The sequence below is a fragment of the Roseateles amylovorans genome (assembly GCF_025398155.2).
GTDB lineage: Bacteria > Pseudomonadota > Gammaproteobacteria > Burkholderiales > Burkholderiaceae_C > Roseateles > Roseateles amylovorans.
On the sequence record NZ_CP104562.2, the window covers coordinates 3,865,026 to 3,884,939 of the forward strand.

The following is a 19,914-nucleotide window of genomic DNA, read 5'->3' on the forward strand; positions in this document are numbered from 1 at the left end:
CCGGCCGATCAGTCTCGATCCCTGCGGCGTCGTGGCAGCGCGATCACGGCACAACCGCGCGGTCCAGGCACGGTCCAGGCGAGATCCAGGTGCGCCCGAAGCGCAACCTCCGCGCCATCTCAGCGCCATCTCAGCGCAAGCTCAGCGCGATCACCGCGCCATCACCGCGCCATCACCGCCCCGTCACGGCGTGGTCTGGGGTGTGACGGCGTCCTGACGACGTGACCGTGCTGCGCGCCAGTAGGACCGGAGCGAAATGCGCTGAAACCCGGACCGAGCCAACGCCGTCCGAGCGGCGTTCGATTGCCCATCCGCATTAACACTTGATTCGTTAATCGCCCTTTTGTGGCAATCGCTCCACGGGGTTACCCCCCATTCACGTGCCTGTCGCCCCAAGACGGGTCAAACGTCCTGTGGTTCGCACGCAAATCATCATGGTAAGCACCAATATAGTTTCATTAAAGCAAAATTAAAGTTCAGCCCGCATGCAAGAAAGATAAACGTCTGCTTAACAACGCACGCCCGGAGCGTTGTTTCGCGACCCATACGGAGACAATCCAATGACCCGCATCACTCCTGCGCTGAAGCGCATTCCGTTGGCCCTCGGCCTGCTGCTGGCTGCTGGCGCTTCGCACGCCGTTGACTTCACCGGCTACTTCCGCGCCGGCCCCGGCGGCACCACCAGCAACGGCGCCAGCCGCGCCTGCTACGCCCTGAACGGCGGCACCAGCGGCATGAAGTACCGCCTCGGCAACGAGTGCGACATCTACGGTGAGTTCCAGCTCGCCCAAGGCTTCAAGAAGGACGGCATCGACTACAAGGTCGTGCTGATGACGGACTACTACAACCCGCATTCCGACGCCGACGACAGCAATCACATGCGCCTGGCGCAGATGTATGCGGAAGCCAAGGGCTTCGACATCGCCCCCGAGGCGACCGTGTGGGCCGGCAAGGAACGTGGCCGTCGCGGTGATGTGCACATCGTCGACACCTACTTCACCGAGATGACCGGCGTGGGCGCCGGCATCAAGGGCATCGCGGCCGGTCCCGGCAAGCTGGGCGTGGCCTACTACACCAACGACAAGGACAACAACCAGCGTCCTGGCCATCGCGGCAACGTCGAGTATGTGGACATCCCGACCAACCCGGACGGCACGCTGAATGTCTTCGGCACGGTCACCAAGTCGCAGTTCGCCGAAGGCACGAACGGCTGGGGCCTGGCGCTGCGCCACAACCAGAACAAGCTGTTCGGCACCTCGCTCAACAACGTGATCTGGGTGCAGTACGCCCAGGGTTCCGCGGGTCTGAACTCCAACTTCGGCAACCAGACCGACACCTCCGCCGCCAAGAAGTTCCGCATCGTTGAATCGGTGAACTTCCAGGAAGGCGCCTGGGGCGGCATGGGCATGGTGCTGTGGGCCAACGAGAAGGACAACGCCGGCAAGGCGACGACCTCCACCTCGGTGGGCGGCCGCGTCTCGTATGCGGTGACCCGCAACTTCAAGCTGCTCACCGAAGCCGGCGTGTCGCAATACAAGCCTGACGGCGGCGAACGCGCCCGCCTGACCAAGGTGACCTTCGCGCCGACGCTGTCGACCGGCCCGCAACTGATGGACCGTCCCGAGTTCCGCCTGTACGTGACCCACGCCAAGTGGAACCGTGCCGCCGGCAACGTCACTGGCGAACCCAACTTCAACGGTGAAACCTCCGGCACCAGCTTCGGCGCCCAGGTGGAAGTGTGGTTCTGAGCCAAGGTCTTTCTGAATCCATTCCAATCGCTGTCATCCCTGGCTGAAGACCCAACCTCCCCCTCATGGAGACAAAGCAAATGATTCGACTCAAGCAACTCGCCCGTGCCAGCGCCCTGGTGGCGCTGATGGCCGGCGCGGCTGCCGCGCACGCTGGTGAAGTGGAAGTACTGCACTGGTGGACCAGCGGCGGCGAGGCCAAGGCGGCCACCGCCCTGAAGGCCACGCTGCAGAAGCAGGGCCACACCTGGAAGGACTTCGCCGTGGCCGGCGGCGGCGGCGATTCCGCGATGACGGTGCTGAAGTCGCGCGTCGTCTCGGGCAATGCGCCCGCGGCCGCGCAGATCAAGGGCCCCTCGCTGCAGGAATGGGCGCAGGAAGGCGTGCTGACCAACATCGACGCCGTGGCCAAGGCCGGCAAGTGGGATGAAGTGATCCCGCCGGTGGTCGCCAGCATCATGAAGTACCAGGGCCACTACATCGCGGCCCCGGTCAATGTGCACCGCGTCAACTGGCTGTGGGCCAATCCGGAAGCGCTGAAGAAGGCCAATGCCAAGCTGCCCACCACCTGGGACGAGTTCTTCGTCACCGCGGAAGCGCTGAAGAAGGCCGGCATCATTCCGGTCGCCCATGGCGGCCAGAACTGGCAGGACTTCACCGTGTTCGAATCGGTGGCGCTGGGCATCGGCGGCGTGGACTTCTACAAGAAGGCCCTCGTGCAGCTGGATCCGGCCACGCTGAGCGGTCCGCAGATGGAGAAGGTGCTGACCACCTTCAAGCGCATCAAGGACTACACCGACAAGAACGCCCCGGGCCGTGACTGGAACCTGGCCACCGCCATGGTGATCAAGGGCGAGGCCGGCATGCAGCTGATGGGCGACTGGGCCAAGGGCGAGTTCATCGCCGCGGGCAAGACGCCGGGCAAGGACTTCATCTGCACCGCCGCCCCCGGCACGCAGAAGTCGTTCACCTTCAACATCGACTCGTTCGCGCTGTTCAAGCTGAAGAACGCCGCCAATGAGAAGGCCCAGCAGGACCTGGCCACCGCCATCATGTCGCCGGAGTTCCAGGAGCTGTTCAATCTGAACAAGGGCTCCATCCCGGTGCGTACCGGCATGAAGATGGACAAGTTCGACGAGTGCGCCAAGCAGTCCGCCGCCGACTTCGCCGCCGATGCCAAGTCCGGCACGCTGGTGCCCTCCATCGCCCATGGCATGGCCGTTCCGGCCGCTGCCGAAGGCGCGATGAAGGACGTCGTCAGCCAGTTCTGGAACAGCGACAAGATGACGGCCAAGGAAGCTCAGACCAAGCTCGCCTCTGCCGCCAAGACGAAGTAAGACCCGACCGGGGCGGTGGCGCGTCGCACGCCGCCCCAGGTGTGGCCCACCCCAGGCCGATGGCGGTGGCTTGACGGCGAATTCGCCCCTGGCGGCGCGTCTGCCGGCCCGTCACCCGTCGTCATGCCGAGGGTGAGCCCCACCGGCCCCTTTCCCGGCGTCCGTCGCCGGCTTCCCGGCCTCCACGGCCCCCCGTGGCCTCCCCGGCCTCGCCCAAGCAGTACCGCCTCCGTCCAGCATGTCCGCTTCAAGAGCCCCGCGCAGTCCCTGGCTACCCAAGCTGGTGGTGGCGCCGACCTTCCTCGTCTCCTTCCTCTTCATCTATGGGCTGATGGCCTGGAACGGCTATTTGTCGCTGTCCGCCTCGCGGCTGCTGCCCAACTATGAATTCGTCGGTCTGGCGCAATACCGCACCCTGTTCGAGAACGAACGCTGGTGGGTGGCGCTGACCAACCTCGGCATCTTCGGCGGCCTGTTCATCGGCGGCGCGATGGCGCTGGGACTGCTGCTGGCCATCCTGCTGGATCAGAAGATCCGTGGCGAAGGCGTGCTGCGCACGATCTATCTCTATCCGATGGCGCTGTCGTTCATCGTGACCGGCACCGCCTGGAAGTGGATCCTCAACCCCGGCCTGGGCATCGAGCATCTGATGCACCAATGGGGTTTCGAGAACTTCAGCTTCGGCTGGCTGGTGGATCCGGACATGGCGATCTACTGCGTCGTGCTGGCCGGCATCTGGCAGTCTTCGGGCTTCGTGATGGCGCTGTTCCTGGCGGGCCTGCGGGGCATCGACGACTCGATCATCAAGGCCGCCCAGGTCGACGGCGCCAGCCTGCCGCGCATCTACTGGCGCATCATCGTGCCGACCCTGCGTCCGGTGTTTTTCTCGACCCTCATGGTGGTGGCCCACCTGGCCATCAAGAGCTTCGACCTGGTGATGGCGCTGACCGCCGGCGGCCCCGGCTATGCCACCGACCTGCCCGCGACCTTCATGTACACGATGGCGTTCTCCCGCGGCCAGATCGGCCTGGGTGCGGCCAGCGCGACCATCATGCTGGCGACCATCGCGGCCATCGTCGTGCCCTACCTCTATTCCGAGCTGCGCTCGAAGTCATGAACGCGGCGTCGAGCCGATTGTTGAGCCGAGACATGAAACCCTCCCCGACCCTGACCGCCGCCGCCCGCCCCAGCGGGCTGCACTGGCAGCGCGTGGTGCTGCTGCTGGCGCTGCTGCTGTTTGCCCTGTTCTTCCTGACCCCGCTGTATGTGATGGTCAGCACCTCGCTCAAGAGCATGGAGGAAGTGCGCAACGGCACCCTGCTGTCGCTGCCCCTGAGCCCGAGCCTGGACGCCTGGTCCAAGGCCTGGACCACCGCCTGCACCGGCACCGACTGCGGCGGCCTGAAGCCCTTCTTCATGAACTCAGTGTTCATGGTGGTGCCGGCTGTGCTGATCTCCACCGCGCTGGGCGCGCTGAACGGCTATGTGCTGACGAAGTGGCGCTTCCGCGGCAGCGAGTTGCTGTTCGCGCTGCTGCTGTTCGGCGTGTTCATGCCGATGCAGGTGGTGCTGCTGCCGATGAGCCAGGTGCTGGGCCAACTGGGCATTGCCAGCTCGGTGTGGGGCCTGATCCTGGTGCATGTGCTGGCCGGCATGCCGTCCACCACGCTGTTCTTCCGCAACTACTACGCCGGCTTGCCGGATGAGCTGATCAAGGCGGCGAAGCTGGACGGCGCATCGTTCTGGCAGATCTTCCTGCGCATCGTGGTGCCGCTGTCCACGCCGATCCTGGTGGTGACGCTGATCTGGCAGTTCACCTCGATCTGGAACGACTTCCTCTACGGCGTGGTCTTCTCGGGCGCGGACAGCAAGCCGATCACCGTCGGCCTGAACAACCTGGCCAACACCTCGAGTTCGGTCAAGGAATACAACGTGGACATGGCCGCCGCGCTGATCGCCGCGTTGCCGACGCTGTTCGTCTACATCGTCGCTGGCAAGTATTTCGTGCGCGGCCTCACCGCCGGCGCTGTCAAAGGTTAAGGATTTCCCTCATGGGCGCACTCACCATCTCCCAGGTCCGCAAGAGCTACGGCGCGGCCGACATCCTCAAGGGCATCGACCTCTCCATCGATGCCGGCGAGTTCCTGATCCTGGTCGGCCCGTCGGGCTGCGGCAAGTCCACGCTGCTGGCGATGATCGCCGGCCTGGAGCATCCGACCTCCGGCTCGATCCACATCGCCGACCGCGACATCACCTACCTGCCGAGCAAGGACCGCGACATCGCCATGGTGTTCCAGAGCTATGCGCTCTACCCGAACATGAATGTGGCGCAGAACATTTCCTTCGGCCTGGAAATGCGCAAGGTGCCGAAGGCGGAACGCGAGGCCACGGTGCAGCGCGTGGCCAAGATGCTGCAGATCGACCACCTGCTCGACCGCAAGCCCGGTCAGCTGTCCGGCGGCCAGCGTCAGCGCGTGGCCATGGGCCGTGCGCTCGCGCGCGATCCGAAGCTGTTCCTGTTCGATGAACCGCTGTCCAACCTGGATGCCAAGCTGCGCATCGAGATGCGTGCCGAGATCAAGCTGCTGCATCAGCGCACCAAGACCACCACCGTCTATGTGACCCACGACCAGGTCGAGGCGATGACGCTGGGTGACCGCATCGCCGTGATGCGCGACGGTCTGGTGCAGCAGTTCGGCACGCCTGAAGAGATCTACACCCGCCCCGCCAACCGCTTCGTGGCCGAGTTCATCGGCTCGCCGACGATGAACTTCGTCAGCGCCGAGCGTCGCGACGACGGCCTGTCGGCCCAAGGCCTGGCGCTGCCGCTGAGCGCGCAGCAGTCGGCCTCGATCAATGCGTCGATCCGCGGCAACGGCGGCTGCCTGTACGGGCTGCGTCCGGAGCACATCCGCCTGGCCGACGACGGCGTGCCCGGCAAGCTGTTGATGATCGAGCCGACCGGCCCCGAGACCTATCTGCTGGTGGACACGCCGCTGGGCCAGATCACCTCGCGGGTGGCGGGCAATCCGCATCTGCAGGTGGGCGACGCCGTGCGCCTGCAGTGGCAGCCGGAAGTGGCGCATCTGTTCGATGCGAGCAACGAGCAGCGCATCGCCTGACGCGCCGCAGCGTGCGGCCTGTCGATCACCGACCGGTCGCGCATCGACCATGAAAAACGGCGCCTCGGCGCCGTTTTTCTTTGGTGAGCTCTGCTTCGGCATGGGCTTCAGCTTTCTCCACTGTTACCGCTGCTTCTGCCTTTGCTCCGCTTCGACGTCGGCGTTGGCGTTGGCCTCGAACGCCCCGAGCCTCAATGCGGCCGATACGACATCCGCTGCGCATCGGTCGGCTGGGTGCCGCGCAGCCGCAGCCACAGCGTCTGAGCGATCACCACCACCACGAGTGCCGCCGCCACCCAGGCGGAGGTGTGCGCGCCCGGCAGCTCGCTGTGGGACTGCTTCACATACACGCCCACCAGGCCCCACACCGCCGCCACCACATAAGCGACGCCCGCGATGGGCACCATCGGCTGATGCAGCCGCGCATTGGCCACCAGCACCAGCAGGGCCGCCAGTGCCCACAGCACCAGGCTCCACGGCAGTTGATCGACGGTGGGCAGCAGTTGCTCCGCCACGATCACCTGCGCGGTATTGAGGAAGGCCGCCAGCGACAGCCAGCCCGCATGCAGCCCCAGTGGCAGCAGCGTCATCCAGGCGGCAGCGCCGCGCGGTCGCGCATGGGCCACCAGCATCAGCGCCCAGACCATGCTGATCAGCGCCAGCCACATGACCGCCAGCGCCACCCAGAACCAGCGCTGGGAGAACACGATCATCCAGCTGGCGGTCAGCGCAAAACCGACGGTGACGAGCACCACGCAGCGGTGCGAAGTGGGTCGCGGCGCAGCGGTGCTGCCTTCCGTGCTGCGTTGGCCCCGCAGCATCCAGAGCGCGAAGATCAGGTCCAGCAGGAAGATCACGCCCCAGATCGAGAACGCATACCCCTGCGCCACCAGCAGCGTGGGGTATTGGTTGGAGATGGTGCCGTTGTCCGGACCGAACACGCCTCGCTGGGACAGCCACGCAATCAGCGGCATCGCCAGCGCGCTCAACATCAGCAGTGCTTGTGGCATGGGGGCTCTCTTTTCGAGTTTTGGAACGGGTGGTCGGCGAACGATCGCCGTACATCGTGATTTTGAGTGCAAGTCGGCAATCCACATGCCCCCAGGGGGCGATGCACAGGCTCGGGCGTGATCTGCCGCTGTGAGATGCCGCTGCGGGGTGCAGCTGTGGGGTGCCGCTGTGAGATAGCGGTCTGACTTGACGGTCGACCGAAGGTGCAGGAAGACCACCCCCGGGCGATTGCCAACTGACACTGTTCGTTTGTACAGCCTATGATCCGATCCGCCATGACGCCGATCGATGCCCCGAACGCCCTCGCCGACCGCCCTGACCCGGTGCCGCCGACGGGACCTGACGCCGCTTTCGCGGACCTGAACCCGCAACAGCGGGCCGCGGTCGAACACGGCCTGGTCGCGCCGGAGGACGGCCACGGCCCGCTGCTGGTGATTGCGGGCGCCGGCTCCGGCAAGACCAAGACGCTGGCGGCGCGGGTGGCGCGCTTGCTCCAGAGCGGGGCGGACCCGCAACGCCTGCTGCTGCTCACCTTCTCACGGCGTGCAGCCGGCGAAATGGAACGCCGCGCCGGCCGGATGCTGCACCGGGCGCTGGGGCTGCGCAGCACCCAGGCACCGCCGCGCTTTCCCTGGGCAGGCACCTTCCACAGCGTGGGCGCCCGACTGCTGCGCGAATACGCGCCACGCATCGGGTTGGAGACACAGTTCACCATCCTGGACCGGGCCGATGCCGAGGACCTGATGGGACTGCAGCGCCAGGCCCTGGGCCTGGCGGAGACAACCGACCGCTTTCCGCTGAAATCCACCTGCCTGAACATCTACTCGCGCACCGTCAACAGCGAGGCGCGCCTGGACCAGGTGCTGCAGGACCACTTTCCTTGGTGCTTCGCCGCGCATGACGCGCTCAAGCAGCTGTTCGGCGCCTATGTGGAGGCCAAGCAGCAACAGCACCTGCTGGACTATGACGACCTGCTGCTCTACTGGGCCGAGATGATGAGCGACGAGGAGATTGCGCAGGCGCTCGGCGAGCGCTTCGACCATGTGCTGGTCGACGAATACCAGGACACCAACCGGCTGCAGGCCACCATCCTGCATCGGCTCAAGCCCACCGGTGACCGGCTGACCGTGGTCGGCGACGATGCGCAGGCGATCTATTCCTTCCGCGCGGCCGAGGTGCGCAACATCCTGGATTTTCCGCAGCGCTTCCAGCCGCCGGCGCGGGTGATCACGCTCGCGCGCAACTATCGGTCGACCCAGCCGATCCTGGAGGCCTCCAATGCGGTGATCGCCCAGTCTCGCGAGCGGCACGACAAGCAGCTGTGGTCGGACAAGGTCTCGAACGAGCAGCCCCAACTGGTGACGGTGGAAGACGAGGCGCGCCAGGCTCAGTGGGTCGCCGACCGCATCCTGCAGCGCCGCGAGGAAGGCCTGAAACTCACCCGTCAGGCGGTGCTGTTCCGCACCGCCAGCCACAGTGCGCCGCTGGAGCTGGAACTCACCCGCCGCAACATCCCGTTCGTGAAATTCGGTGGCCTCAAATTCCTGGAGAGCAGCCATGTGAAGGACGTGATGAGCGTGCTGCGCTGGGCCGACAACCCGCGCCATCGGCTGGCCGGCTTCCGGGTGTCGCAGTTGCTGCCCGGTTTCGGCCCCGCCAGCGCGCGCCGGCTGCTCGATGAGATGCAGGACGCGCCAGAGGTGCGCACCGTGCTGCAGTCCTTCCAGCCGCCGGGTGCGGCGAAGGCGGACTGGACACGGCTGAGCGCCTTGATGATCCAGCTGATGGACGGATCGGACTGGCCGGCCGAGCTGGAAGCCGTGGTGCAGTGGTACGCGCCGCACCTGGAGCGGCTGCAGGAGGATGCGGCGATCCGTCTGGCGGACCTGGAGCAGATCGTGCGGATCGCCCAGGGCTACGGCAGCCGGGAGCGCTTTCTCACCGAGCTCACGCTCGATCCGCCCGAAGCCAGCAGCGACGAATCCGGCGTGCCCCTCAAGGACGAGGACTACCTGATCCTCTCCACCATCCACTCCGCCAAGGGCCAGGAATGGGAGGCGGTGTATCTGCTGAACTGCGTGGACGGCTGCCTGCCCTCGGACTTGAGCACCGGCGCACAGGCTCAGATCGAGGAAGAGCGACGGCTGCTGTATGTGGCGATGACCCGCGCCAAGCAGCATCTGGCGGTGATGGTGCCGCAGCGTTTCTATGTGACGCAGCAGGCGCGCCACGGCGATCGGCATCTCTACGCCAGCGTGTCACGCTTCCTGCCCGGCAAGGTGGCACGCCACTTCGAGAAGGTGGGCCCGGCCAACGAGGTCCAGGCCCCGCTGCCGGCGCTGGTGAAGCCGGCGATGGACGTGGCGGCGAAGCTGCGGAAATCCTGGAGCTGAGGGGGCCGGTCCGCGCTGAGAGGACCTGAGGCATGCGGACCTGAGCGGCCCCGCCGAACGGACCTCGCGAACCCGGGCCGACCGGCCTGGGCCCGACTGAAGCCACACGACAGGCCCCGCCCTCCCGGCGGGCCTGCCTGGCGCTTACTGCACGCTGGCGCTGCCCGGCGCCTGATACTGCGGATCGGTGAAGAGCTCGCCGACATCCACCGCATCGAACATGTAGTGGTTGCCGCAGAAGTCGCAGCCGATCTCGACGCCGCCCAGTTCGGCCAGGATCTCATCGACCTCCTGGCGCCCCAGACCCAGCAGCATGCGGCCGACCCGGTCGCGAGAGCAGGTGCAGGCGAAGCGCGGCGTCTGGGGATCGAAGCGGCGCACCGTCTCCTCCCAGAACAGCCGGCGCAGGATGGTGTTGCTGTCCAAGGTCAGCAGCTCTTCAGGCGTGAGCGTGGCGGCGAGCATGCTGATGCGGTTGTAGGCGTCTTCCAGCTCCTCGCGGGCGATGCCGGAGCTCGCGCCCGCCTCCAGGTTGCCCTCGCCTTCGATCGGCAGGCGCTGGATGAGCAGGCCGGCGGCGATCTTGTCGTTGGCGGCCAGCACCAGCGTGCTGTCGAGCTGCTCGGACTGGCGCATGTAGTGCTTCAGCACGTCCGACAGCTTTTCCAGCGGCTCGCCGTTGGGGCCGCTCAGGGGCACGATGCCTTGATAGGGCTGCTGGCCCGGCATCTTGTCCTTGGGGTCCAGCGTGATGGCGCAGCGGCCCTGGCCATGCGCGTTGAGCATCTGCTGCAGGGTGGCGTCGTCCGCGACCTCGCCGCGGGTCTTGGCGGTGGAGCGGAAGGTCAGGTCGGGCTGCACCTCCACCACGGCCAGCTTCAGCGGGCCGTCGCCCATCACCTGGAACACCAGGGCGCCGTTGAACTTGATGTTGGCCTGCATCAGCGCACCGGCGGCCGTCATCTGGCCCAGCAGGTCGCGCACCGGCACCGGCAGGGGTTCCTTGCGCCGGCGCAGCAGCTCTTGCCAGCTCTCGTCCAGGCGCACCAGCATGCCGCGCACCGGCAGGCCTTCAAACAGGAACTTGTGCAGTTCGCTCATGGGAATCGGTCTTTCAAAGTCAGTGAATCTCTCAGGCATCGCTCAAGGAGCCTTAGATCGGGACGGAATGGCCGGAGGCAAGCACATGCGGCCGCCGGCACCGAGGGGCCCGCCCGGCCCTCACTCGGTCAATCGATTCGGACCAGCTCCTGGGCATAGCGCTGGCCGTTGCGCACGTAATGGGCGGCGCTGTGCGCCAGGCCCTGGATCTGCTCGGGCGTGAGCTCGCGCACCACCTTGGCGGGCGAGCCCATGATCAGGCTGCCGTCCGGGAAGACCTTGCCTTCGGTCACCAGCGAGCCGGCGCCGACCAGGCAGTTGCGGCCGATCCGGGCGCCATTGAGCACCACCGCGCCGATGCCGATCAGCGAGTTCTCGCCCACGGTGCAGCCGTGCAGCATGACCTGATGACCGACGGTGACATTGGCGCCCAGGGTCAGCGGCATGCCGGCATCCGCATGCAGGACGCTGCCGTCCTGGATGTTGCTGCCCTCGCCGATGGTGAGGTGGTCGCTGTCGCCGCGCAGCACCGCGTTGAACCAGATGCTCACCTTCGCCTGCAGCGTCACACGGCCGATGACCTGGGCGCTTTCCGCGACCCACACGCCTGCGGCCAGTTCGGGCGTGTGGTCGCCCAATCGATAGACAGCCATTCGTTTGCTCTCCCGGGGTTCGCCGGCCTGGGCCGGTTGCGGCCGGGTGGCGCCGGCGCAAAAGGGATAATTCTACGAATGGAACTCAGAACCCGTGCGCTGGAGGTCCTTCTCATCCCGGACCCGCCGGCCAAGGCGCTCGCGGCCCGTGCGTTGCAGGAGGCCCTGCGCGACCCCGACACCGTGCCGCTGGACACCGCCGTGCGCCTCACCACCGATGCCGATCTGCCCGGTCGCCCCGAGCGCCCGCGGCTGCTGTCGGCGCTGCAGGTGGGTTCGCGCTCGCCCTTCACCGTCGAGGGCCGGGCGGCGCTGCTGCATGCGATTGCGCACATCGAGTTCAATGCGATCAACCTGGCGCTGGATGCCGTCTGGCGCTTCCCGGACATGCCGCGGGCGTTCTATCTCGACTGGCTGAAGGTGGCGGCCGAAGAAGCCTTCCATTTCAGTCTGCTGGCCGAGCATCTCGGCACGCTGGGACGGGCCTACGGCGACTTCGATGCCCATGACGGCCTGTGGTCGATGGCGCGCCGCACCGAGGGCGATGTGCTGGCCCGCATGGCGCTGGTGCCGCGCACCCTGGAAGCCCGCGGACTGGATGCGACACCGCCGCTGCAGGCCAAGTTCGCCAAGGCGGGCGACGCCCGGGCGGTGGAGATTCTGGACATCATCCTGCGCGACGAGGTCGGCCATGTGCGCATCGGCAACCACTGGTACCGCCACCTGTGCCGCGAACGCGGGCTGGATCCGGTGACGCTGTATCCGAGCCTGGTCGAGCAGTTCCAGGCCCCTCGCCTGCGACCGCCCTTCAACCTGGACGCGCGCACCGAGGCCGGCTTCAGTCCCGAGGAGCTGGCCTACCTCAACGAATGATCCGCAAGGTGACCGCCTCGCCGGGGGCTCGACCGTTCGGCTGTCCCCAAATTCAACTGACGCCTGGCGCCTCCCTGCCTGCAGGCCGCTGACGCGATCCGCGCAGCGAGTCCGATCCGAAAGCTGTTCATGACCCGTATCCAAGCCAACCTGCTGCTGACGCTCATCGCGATGATCTGGGGTTCTGCCTTCGTCGCGCAGGCGCACGGCATGGATTCCATCGGCCCGATGATGTTCACCGGCGTGCGTTTCCTGATCGGCGCGCTGGTGGTGCTGCCGCTGATCCTGCGGGAGCGGCGGACCGCCCGCCTCTCCCCGACCGCCCGACCGCTGACGCGCAGCGATGCCTTCAAGATCATGGGCCTGGGTCTGCTGCTGACCTTGGGCGCGGCGCTGCAGCAGATCGGCATCAAGTTCACCACGGTCACCAATGCCGGTTTCCTGACCGCGCTGTATGTGCCGCTGGTGCCGCTGCTGGGCTGGGCGCTGCTTCGCCACTGGCCGCACTGGTCGGTCTGGCCGGGCGCGGTGGCCTGTCTGGTGGGCGCCTTCCTGCTGTCGGGCGCGCATGAATTGAACATCAGCCTGGGCGACGCCTGGGTGATTGCCTCGGCCCTGCCGTGGGCGGTGCATGTGCTGCTGGTGGGTCAGGTCGCGGACCGAATGAACTCCCCGTTCCTGGTGGCGGGCGGGCAGTTCCTGTTCTGTGGCGTGGTCGCGCTGGCGTGGGCGCTGTGTTTGGAGCCGTGGAGCTGGGAAGGCATTCAGGCCGCCACCGGGCCCCTGCTCTACACCGGCGTGCTGTCGGTCGGCGTGGCCTTCACCGGTCAGGTGGTGGCGCAGCGTTATGCGCATGCGGCGGACGCGGCCATCATCCTGTCGTCCGAGACCTTGTTCGCCGCGATCTTCGGCTATGTGCTGATGGGCGACCGCTTGAACGCCGCCGGCCTGCTGGGCTGCGCGCTGATTCTGGGCGCGATGCTGCTGATCCAGTTGCTGCCGATGCTGCGCGTGCTGCGGGCGCGGACGGCTTGAGGTCTGGCCGGGCCTGGCGCTGATCAGACCGGCATCAGACTCAGCCTCAGCCTCAGCTACAGCTACAGCTACAGCTCTTGGTGCTCCGGGATCGGCGTGCGCTGGAATCGCTCTCGCCCCCATCGCGATGACCGTGACGCCCGCGAAGAGGCGAGCGCCGCTCCGTGCCGCTCACGCGTCCAGCGGAAACGCCGTCGACCGCTTCACCGTGCGCAGCACCAGCATGGAATTGGCGCGCGCCACGCCGGGCAGTTGCATCAACACCTGGGTGTGCAGCCGCTCCAGGTCCTCGGCGTCCTTGTAGGCGAAGCGCAGCAGGTAGTCGTTGCTGCCGGCCACATAGAAGCAGTCCAGGATATCCGGCGCGTCCTTCACCGCCTGCTCGAACTCCGCCAGCGCCGCAGGCGTCATGCGCTCGACATTGATGATGGTGTAGCTCGTGCCCGGTTTGCCGATGGCCTTCGGATTGAGCAAGGCCACCACCCGATCGATCACGCCGTCGTCCTCCAGCCGCTTGACCCGGCGAAGACACGCCGACGGTGACAGGTGCACCCGTTGCGCCAGGTCCTGGTTGGACAGCCTCGCATCCTGCTGCAGGGCCTCCAGGATCTGCCGGTCAATCGCATCCAATTTCACTTCTGGGTTCATGCGCGGCATTCTGTGCGAAGAATCCCGCCATCAGCGGCATTGGATTGCGCCATTCCGGGTTTTCCCGCCTGTACAACGCTCACCGATTGCGCGGCCGCTTGCCTAGACTAATGGTCAATCCCGGTCGCCGCGAACGGCCCTTTCAGTGCCACGGCGACCGACCCGCCGCGCTTCGCCTTCGCCTTCGACATCAAGGAGCCTTCCCCATGAGCACCCCGCCCCTCGACATGGACGCCTACTGGATGCCGTTCACCGCGAACCGCCAGTTCAAGAAGTCTCCCCGCCTGCTCACCCGTGCCGACGGCATGTTCTTCACCGACGACCACGGCCGGCAGGTGCTCGACGGCATCGCCGGCCTGTGGTGCGTGAATGCGGGCCATAACCGTCCGCGCATCGTCAAGGCGATCCAGGAACAAGCCGCTGAGCTGGACTTCGCACCGCCGTTCCAGATGGGCCATCCGAAGGCCTTCGAGCTCGCCTCGCGGCTGGCCGAGATCGCGCCAGCGGGCATGAACAAGGTGTTCTTCACCAACTCCGGCTCCGAATCGGTCGAAACCGCACTGAAGATGGCGCTGGCCTATCACCGCGTACGCGGCGAGGGACAACGCACCCGGCTCATCGGTCGCGAGCGCGGCTATCACGGCGTGAACTTCGGCGGGGTGTCGGTGGGTGGCATGGTGGCCAATCGCAAGATGTTCGGCACGCTGCTGTCGGGGGTGGACCATCTGCGCCATACCCATGACCTCGCCCGCAATGCCTTCAGCGTCGGGCAGCCGGCGCACGGCGCAGAGCTGGCGGACGATCTGGAGCGCATGGTCGCGCTGCACGATGCGTCGACGATTGCGGCGGTGATCGTCGAACCGGTGTCGGGCTCGTCCGGCGTGCTGATCCCGCCGCAAGGCTATCTGCAGCGCCTGCGCGAGATCTGCGACAAGCACGGCATCCTGCTGATCTTCGATGAGGTCATCACCGGCTTCGGCCGCACCGGCCACCCGTTCGCGGCCCAGACCTTCGGCGTCACGCCTGACCTGATGACGATCGCCAAAGGCCTGACCAACGGCTGCGTGCCCATGGGCGCGGTGCTCGCGAAGCAGTCCATCCACGACACCTTCATGAATGGGCCGGACCACCTGATCGAGTTCTTCCACGGCTACACCTATTCCGGGCATCCGCTTGCCTGCGCGGCCGGGCTGGCGACGCTCGACACCTATGCAGAAGACGGCCTGCTGACCCGCGCCGGCGAGCTGCAGGGCTACTTCGCCGAACAGCTGCACTCGCTGCGGGGCGAGCCGCATGTCATTGATGTGCGCAACATCGGACTGGTCGGCGGCGTGGAACTCACGCCGCGCGCCGGCGAACCGACCAAGCGGGCCTTCGACACCTTCCTCGACTGCTGGGAACAGGGCGTGCTGATCCGCACCACGGGCGACATCCTCGCGCTGTCGCCACCGCTGATCGCCGGCCGAGAACACCTGGACCGGATGGTCGACGCGATCCGCACCGCCCTGCGCCGGCTGGCCTGATCGCCCGGTTCAGCCCGTCGAGCCGCAGTGCGCGTCAGCGCCCGGCCCCGCGAAGCTCCTTGCGCACCACCAGCTTCAGGCCCGACCACACCTCGCTGACCGCGCAGACCTTCACATCCACCCAGCCCAGCGGCAGGCATTCGGTGCGGATGACGTCCTCGGTGATGCTCGTCGGCACCTTGGAGGCTTTCTTGGGCCAGGAGATCCACAGCGAGACGTCGTCTCGCAGCCGCGTGCGCAAGGTGTGGAGATGGCGAGCCAGATCAGTGCGCTCGATCAGGAACAGATGGGCGATGTCGACCGTCGGACCCGATTGTTTGGCGCGGACCACATTCGGCGGCAGCGGCGCGATCCAGTCGTCGTAACCGGCCGGCGCCTCGAGCACCCAGAGCACATGGCCGGATTGGATGCCCAACTTGCGCGCCAGCGGCGTGCCGGAGTAGCCGACCGAGGGCCGCCCGGGCAAGCCGTCGGATGTCGGCGGCGTGGCGGCCAGGGGGGGGGGATCCGGTCTGCGTGCCCGACGACGTCGCCATGTGTCCATCCTTCGTGAAGCTGACCCCGCGCGATGTCGGCGTTGTAGCGCGACGAAGGCAGCCGTGCGATCTCGCTAACCCTTGCGCGTCCCGGAAAGCCGTGGCGCGCGCCAGCTCGGGCATCATCCGCGCACCATGCACAGCTCCACCACCGCGCCGACCTCGGCCGCCTCTCACCCCACGCCCTGGCTGGCTTATGTCTGCCTGGCCGCGAGCACCAGCCTGATCGGCAGTTATGTCGGGCTGTCCAAATTGCTGGTGGTGGTGTTTCCGGTGTTCCTGCTGGCGTGGCTGCGCTTCGGCATTGCGGCGGTGGTGATGCTGCCCTGGCTGCGGCGCACACCGGGCGAGGCGACGATGTCCGGCCGCACCCGGGGGCTGGTGTTCCTGGAATCCTTCATCGGCAACTTCCTGTTCTCGATCTGCCTGCTGTTCGGCCTGAAACAAAGCTCCGCCGTGGTGGCCGGCGTGATCATGGCGGGCATCCCCGCAGCGGTGGCGCTGTTGAGCTGGATCTTCCTGCGTGAGCGGATCGCCCCACGCACGCTGGGCGGCATTGCGCTGGCGGTGGCGGGCATCGCGATGGTGGCGCTGAGCCGGCACGACGCCAGCCAGCAGAGCGGCTGGGGCGCGCTGTTGCTGCTGGCCGCCGTGTTCTGCGAGGCAGGCTATGTGGTCATCGGCAAACGGCTCACGCAAGACCTGTCGCCCAAGCGGATCAGCGCGCTGATCAACCTCTGGGGTCTGGCCTTGGTGACGCCGCTGGGCCTGTGGCAGGCGCTGGATTTCGACTTCAGCGTGGTCCGCGCGCCGCACTGGGGCTTGCTGACCTTCTACGCCGTGGCCGCCAGCATGGTCACGGTCTGGCTGTGGATGAAGGGGCTGCGCCAGATCCCGGCCGCCAAGGCGGGCGTGTTCATGGTGTTCCTGCCGATCGCCACCGCGCTGGTCGGTCTGCTGTTCCTGGGCGAGCACCTCACCGGCATCCAGTTGCTGGCCTATGCCCTGGCGCTGGGCGGCGTCATCTTGGCCACCTGGCCCAACCGTGGTCTATGACCGGTCCATAAAAAACCATGGCTCACGCGATCGAAAACGAAGGTTAAGCGGTTAAGGGGCCGGTTTTTCTACTACCAATGCCATACCATTTCGGGATCCGACGCGCCTACGCCGAGCCCTGATGCCGCTTTCACCCTCCGAGTCCCCCGCCTCCCCCGCTGACTCACCCACCGATTCCGCCTTGTCGTCCGCCCGGGCCGACGTCGCCCCCGCCGCCGCAGTCACGGACTGGGACACCTGGCTGACGGACTGGTACGCCGTACTCCGTCAAACGCCGCGCGATCTGGCGGACGCCGCCGGGTCGGGCCGCGCGACGCTGAAGACCTCGTCGTCCGGCGCCATCCCGCATGCGCTGGTGTTCGCGCCACATCCGGACGACGAATGCATCGTCGGCGCCCTGCCCCTGCGACTGCGGCGGGAAGCGGGCTGGCGCGTCACCAATGTGGCGGTCACCCTGGGCAGCCGGCAGGACCGCCGCGCCGAACGCCTGGCCGAATTGCGTGCCGCCTGCGCGGTGCTGGATTTCGAGGTGCGCCTGCTGGCCGATGACGGTTTCGAGCAGATCAAGCCGGAAGCGGCCGATGCGGACACGCCGCTGTGGCGCGAGCAGGTCCGCCAGACCGCCGCCCTACTGGCGGCCGAGCGGCCCGCGCTGGTGCTGGTGCCGCATGCGCAGGACGGCATTCCCACGCACATCGGCGTCCATCGGCTGGTGACGGCCGCGCTGCGCGAGGCCCGACTGAGCACCGTCGTCGCCCACACCGAGTTCTGGGCCACCCAGCCCGCGCCCACCACCCTGATCGAAACCGGCCTGCGCGACACCGCCCGGCTGGTGCGGGCGCTGGCCTGCCATGTCGGCGAGATCGAGCGCAATCCGTACCATCTGCGCTTGCCCGCCTGGATGGCGGACAACGTCCGGCGTGGCGGCGAGTTGCTGGCCGGGCCCGGCGAGACGCCGCCGCCGTTCGGCTTCGCCACGCTGTACCGGCTGACGCGCTGGGTCGACGGCGCCGCCGCCCACGACCTGACCGCGTCGGTCTGGTCCTGCGAGCAGCCGCTGGACGTGGCCGCCCTCCTTTCCACCGATCGTTCCTGACCGACCTCCCGCCCCCACCATGAGCCAAGCGCCCACCCATCTCCGCATCCATCAGTTCGCCGGCCTGAAGCCCGGTCCCCGCCTGCTGGTCACGGCCGCGGTGCATGGCAACGAAGTGGCCGGCGTGGGCGCAATCCAGCGGGTGATGGCCCTGATCGACAGCGGCGCCCTCACCCTGCTGCAGGGCACGCTGACGATGATTCCCATCGTCAATCCGTTGGCGCATCGGCTGCAGCGTCGCGAGGGGGAACGCAACCTCAATCGCAATCTGCGGGTGAATCCGATCCCGCAGGATTTCGAGGACCGCATCGCCAACCGGCTCTGCCCCTGGCTGGCCGACAGCGATGTGCTGCTGGACCTGCACAGCTTCAACAACCCCGGCCCGGCCTTCGCGATGCTCGGCCCGCGGGACAACGACGGCGATCTCGAGCCCTTCCGCCACCAGGCCGCCGAAAGCGCGCTGGCGCTGGCGGTGGGCACCGGTCGCATCGTCGAAGGCTGGCTCTCGACCTATGCCCTGGGACTGAAGCGCCGCGCGGCGAACATCGGCGATGGCTCGCGCCGCATGGCCCTGCAGCAGGATCCGCACTACGGCGTGGGCACCACCGAATACATGCGCAGCCAGGGTGGCTACGGCATCACGCTGGAATGCGGCCAGCATGCGGATCCGCAAGGGCCGGAGGTGGCCTTCCAGGCCATCCTGCGCACCCTGGCCCAGCTGGGCATGGTGGCGCCGGACCAGGTTCAACAGGCCGACCCGAACCGCCCGGTGGAGCTGCTGCAGCTGTATGAGGTGATCGATCGCGCCGATGTCGACGACCGGTTCGAGCGCGAATGGGCCAGCTTTGACGCACTGGCGCTGGGTGAGCGCATCGGCACCCGGGCGGACGGCACGCCGGTGCTGGCCCCGTTCGCCGGACGCATCGTCTTTCCCAACAGCAAGGCCGAGCCGGGACACGAATGGTTCTACCTGGCAAAACCCAGCGACCGCGTGTTGACTTGAGCCTCGGGCTAGAGTGGCGGCCATGAACGACACGACCGCCCACCTTCCTTCCCACGCCGATGCGGACGCGATCCGCATCGACTTCGTTTCCGACGTCGCCTGCCCCTGGTGCGCGGTCGGCTTGAAGTCGCTGGAGACCGCACTGGCGCGCCTGCCGGACCTGAAGGTCGACCTGCACTTCCAGCCCTTCGAACTCAATCCGCAGATGCCGGCGGAAGGCGAAGACATCGAGGAACATCTGACCCGCAAGTACGGTTCCACCACCGAGCAGCGCACCCAGATCCGCGACCATCTGCGCCAACGCGGCGCTGCGGTGGGCTTCACTTTCACCGAAGGCGCGCGCAGCCGCATCTGGAACACCTTCGATGCGCACCGGCTGCTGCACTGGGCCGGCCTGCAATCGCCCGCGGCCCAGCACGACCTGAAGCTGGCGCTGCTCACCGCCTATCACACCGATGGACGCAACCCCGGCGACCGCGAAGTGCTGCTGAAGACGGTCACCGCCCTCGGCCTGGACAGCGCCGAGGCCGCGCGGGTGCTCGACAGCGACCGCTATGCCGAGGAGGTGCGCCAGGCCGAAGCCTTCTGGCAGCAGCAAGGCATCAGCTCGGTGCCTTCGGTCATCATCAACGAGCGCTACCTGGTCCAGGGCGGACAGCCGCCCGAGGCCTTTGAGCAGGCGCTGCGCCGCGTGGCAGCCGAGCAAAGCAAAGCGCGGCAGGCGGAGTGATCCGCCGGCACAAGTAGGACTATCCGTGGGTCGGGCCGAGGCCAGACCT

Annotated in this window: 18 protein-coding genes; 13 read left to right on the forward strand and 5 right to left on the reverse strand. The window is 67.1% G+C overall.

What is annotated here, in order from left to right; genetic code table 11:
- Nucleotides 1-560: 560 nt before the first annotated feature.
- The 5 genes from N4261_RS16010 to N4261_RS16030 all read left to right on the forward strand — a co-directional run bounded on the left by N4261_RS16010 (nucleotide 561) and on the right by N4261_RS16030 (nucleotide 6,207).
- Nucleotides 561-1,748 (forward strand): maltoporin, encoded by a 1,188-nt coding sequence (locus N4261_RS16010; protein ID WP_261756281.1) that lies wholly within the window; start codon nucleotides 561-563, stop codon nucleotides 1,746-1,748.
- Between the two features lie 128 nt (nucleotides 1,749-1,876).
- Nucleotides 1,877-3,085 carry an ABC transporter substrate-binding protein gene (locus N4261_RS16015; protein WP_435532069.1) on the forward strand — a complete coding sequence of 403 codons (1,209 nt, stop codon included), beginning with the start codon at nucleotides 1,877-1,879 and terminating at the stop codon, nucleotides 3,083-3,085.
- 238 nt (nucleotides 3,086-3,323) lie between these two features.
- Nucleotides 3,324-4,202 (forward strand): carbohydrate ABC transporter permease, encoded by an 879-nt coding sequence (locus N4261_RS16020; RefSeq protein ID WP_261756283.1) that lies wholly within the window; start codon nucleotides 3,324-3,326, stop codon nucleotides 4,200-4,202.
- Between the two features lie 152 nt (nucleotides 4,203-4,354).
- Entirely contained in the window at nucleotides 4,355-5,125 is a 771-nt protein-coding gene (locus N4261_RS16025) for a carbohydrate ABC transporter permease (RefSeq protein WP_435532070.1), read from the forward strand.
- Nucleotides 5,126-5,136: 11 nt separating this feature from the next.
- The gene (locus N4261_RS16030; RefSeq protein WP_261756285.1) at nucleotides 5,137-6,207 is read left to right on the forward strand and encodes an ABC transporter ATP-binding protein; all 1,071 of its coding nucleotides are present in this window, start codon (nucleotides 5,137-5,139) and stop codon (nucleotides 6,205-6,207) included.
- Between the two features lie 191 nt (nucleotides 6,208-6,398).
- On the opposite strand, the gene N4261_RS16035 is transcribed toward N4261_RS16030, so the two are convergent.
- Nucleotides 6,399-7,217, reverse strand: coding sequence for a TspO-related membrane protein (locus N4261_RS16035; RefSeq protein WP_261756286.1), 819 nt, complete (start codon nucleotides 7,215-7,217; stop codon nucleotides 6,399-6,401).
- A 276-nt stretch (nucleotides 7,218-7,493) separates the two neighbouring features.
- Here N4261_RS16035 and N4261_RS16040 point away from each other — a divergent pair, with 276 nt between their 5' ends.
- Complete coding sequence (locus N4261_RS16040) at nucleotides 7,494-9,611, forward strand: ATP-dependent helicase (RefSeq protein ID WP_261756287.1); 2,118 nt, start codon at nucleotides 7,494-7,496, stop codon at nucleotides 9,609-9,611.
- Nucleotides 9,612-9,755: 144 nt separating this feature from the next.
- On the opposite strand, the gene hslO is transcribed toward N4261_RS16040, so the two are convergent.
- Both hslO and N4261_RS16050 read right to left on the reverse strand, forming a co-directional pair.
- Complete coding sequence (gene hslO, locus N4261_RS16045) at nucleotides 9,756-10,712, reverse strand: Hsp33 family molecular chaperone HslO (RefSeq protein ID WP_261756288.1); 957 nt, start codon at nucleotides 10,710-10,712, stop codon at nucleotides 9,756-9,758.
- A 128-nt stretch (nucleotides 10,713-10,840) separates the two neighbouring features.
- The gene (locus tag N4261_RS16050; protein ID WP_261756289.1) at nucleotides 10,841-11,365 is read right to left on the reverse strand and encodes a gamma carbonic anhydrase family protein; all 525 of its coding nucleotides are present in this window, start codon (nucleotides 11,363-11,365) and stop codon (nucleotides 10,841-10,843) included.
- A gap of 78 nt (nucleotides 11,366-11,443) precedes the next feature.
- Between N4261_RS16050 and N4261_RS16055 the strand changes: the two genes are divergently transcribed.
- Complete coding sequence (locus N4261_RS16055) at nucleotides 11,444-12,238, forward strand: ferritin-like domain-containing protein (RefSeq protein ID WP_261756290.1); 795 nt, start codon at nucleotides 11,444-11,446, stop codon at nucleotides 12,236-12,238.
- A 129-nt stretch (nucleotides 12,239-12,367) separates the two neighbouring features.
- A complete protein-coding gene (locus N4261_RS16060; protein WP_261756291.1) occupies nucleotides 12,368-13,273 on the forward strand; it encodes a DMT family transporter in 906 nt (301 codons plus the stop codon).
- Between the two features lie 171 nt (nucleotides 13,274-13,444).
- Here the strand turns inward: N4261_RS16060 and N4261_RS16065 are convergent, their stop codons facing one another.
- A complete protein-coding gene (locus N4261_RS16065; protein WP_261756292.1) occupies nucleotides 13,445-13,921 on the reverse strand; it encodes an Lrp/AsnC family transcriptional regulator in 477 nt (158 codons plus the stop codon).
- Between the two features lie 206 nt (nucleotides 13,922-14,127).
- On the opposite strand from N4261_RS16065, the gene aptA reads away from it, so the two are divergent.
- Nucleotides 14,128-15,444, forward strand: a complete 1,317-nt coding sequence (gene aptA / locus N4261_RS16070; protein WP_261756293.1) for an omega-aminotransferase AptA — start codon at nucleotides 14,128-14,130, stop codon at nucleotides 15,442-15,444.
- A 34-nt stretch (nucleotides 15,445-15,478) separates the two neighbouring features.
- On the opposite strand, the gene N4261_RS16075 is transcribed toward aptA, so the two are convergent.
- Nucleotides 15,479-15,910: a DUF3052 domain-containing protein gene (locus N4261_RS16075; protein WP_261756294.1), complete on the reverse strand. Its 432-nt coding sequence runs from the start codon at nucleotides 15,908-15,910 to the stop codon at nucleotides 15,479-15,481.
- Between the two features lie 205 nt (nucleotides 15,911-16,115).
- Here N4261_RS16075 and N4261_RS16080 point away from each other — a divergent pair, with 205 nt between their 5' ends.
- The 4 genes from N4261_RS16080 to N4261_RS16095 all read left to right on the forward strand — a co-directional run bounded on the left by N4261_RS16080 (nucleotide 16,116) and on the right by N4261_RS16095 (nucleotide 19,865).
- Nucleotides 16,116-17,036 carry a DMT family transporter gene (locus N4261_RS16080; protein WP_261756295.1) on the forward strand — a complete coding sequence of 307 codons (921 nt, stop codon included), beginning with the start codon at nucleotides 16,116-16,118 and terminating at the stop codon, nucleotides 17,034-17,036.
- A 121-nt stretch (nucleotides 17,037-17,157) separates the two neighbouring features.
- Nucleotides 17,158-18,132 (forward strand): PIG-L deacetylase family protein, encoded by a 975-nt coding sequence (locus N4261_RS16085; protein ID WP_261756296.1) that lies wholly within the window; start codon nucleotides 17,158-17,160, stop codon nucleotides 18,130-18,132.
- A 19-nt stretch (nucleotides 18,133-18,151) separates the two neighbouring features.
- Nucleotides 18,152-19,135, forward strand: a complete 984-nt coding sequence (locus N4261_RS16090; protein ID WP_261756297.1) for a succinylglutamate desuccinylase/aspartoacylase family protein — start codon at nucleotides 18,152-18,154, stop codon at nucleotides 19,133-19,135.
- A 22-nt stretch (nucleotides 19,136-19,157) separates the two neighbouring features.
- Complete coding sequence (locus N4261_RS16095) at nucleotides 19,158-19,865, forward strand: DsbA family oxidoreductase (RefSeq protein ID WP_261756298.1); 708 nt, start codon at nucleotides 19,158-19,160, stop codon at nucleotides 19,863-19,865.
- The last annotated feature ends 49 nt before the right edge of the window (nucleotides 19,866-19,914 follow it).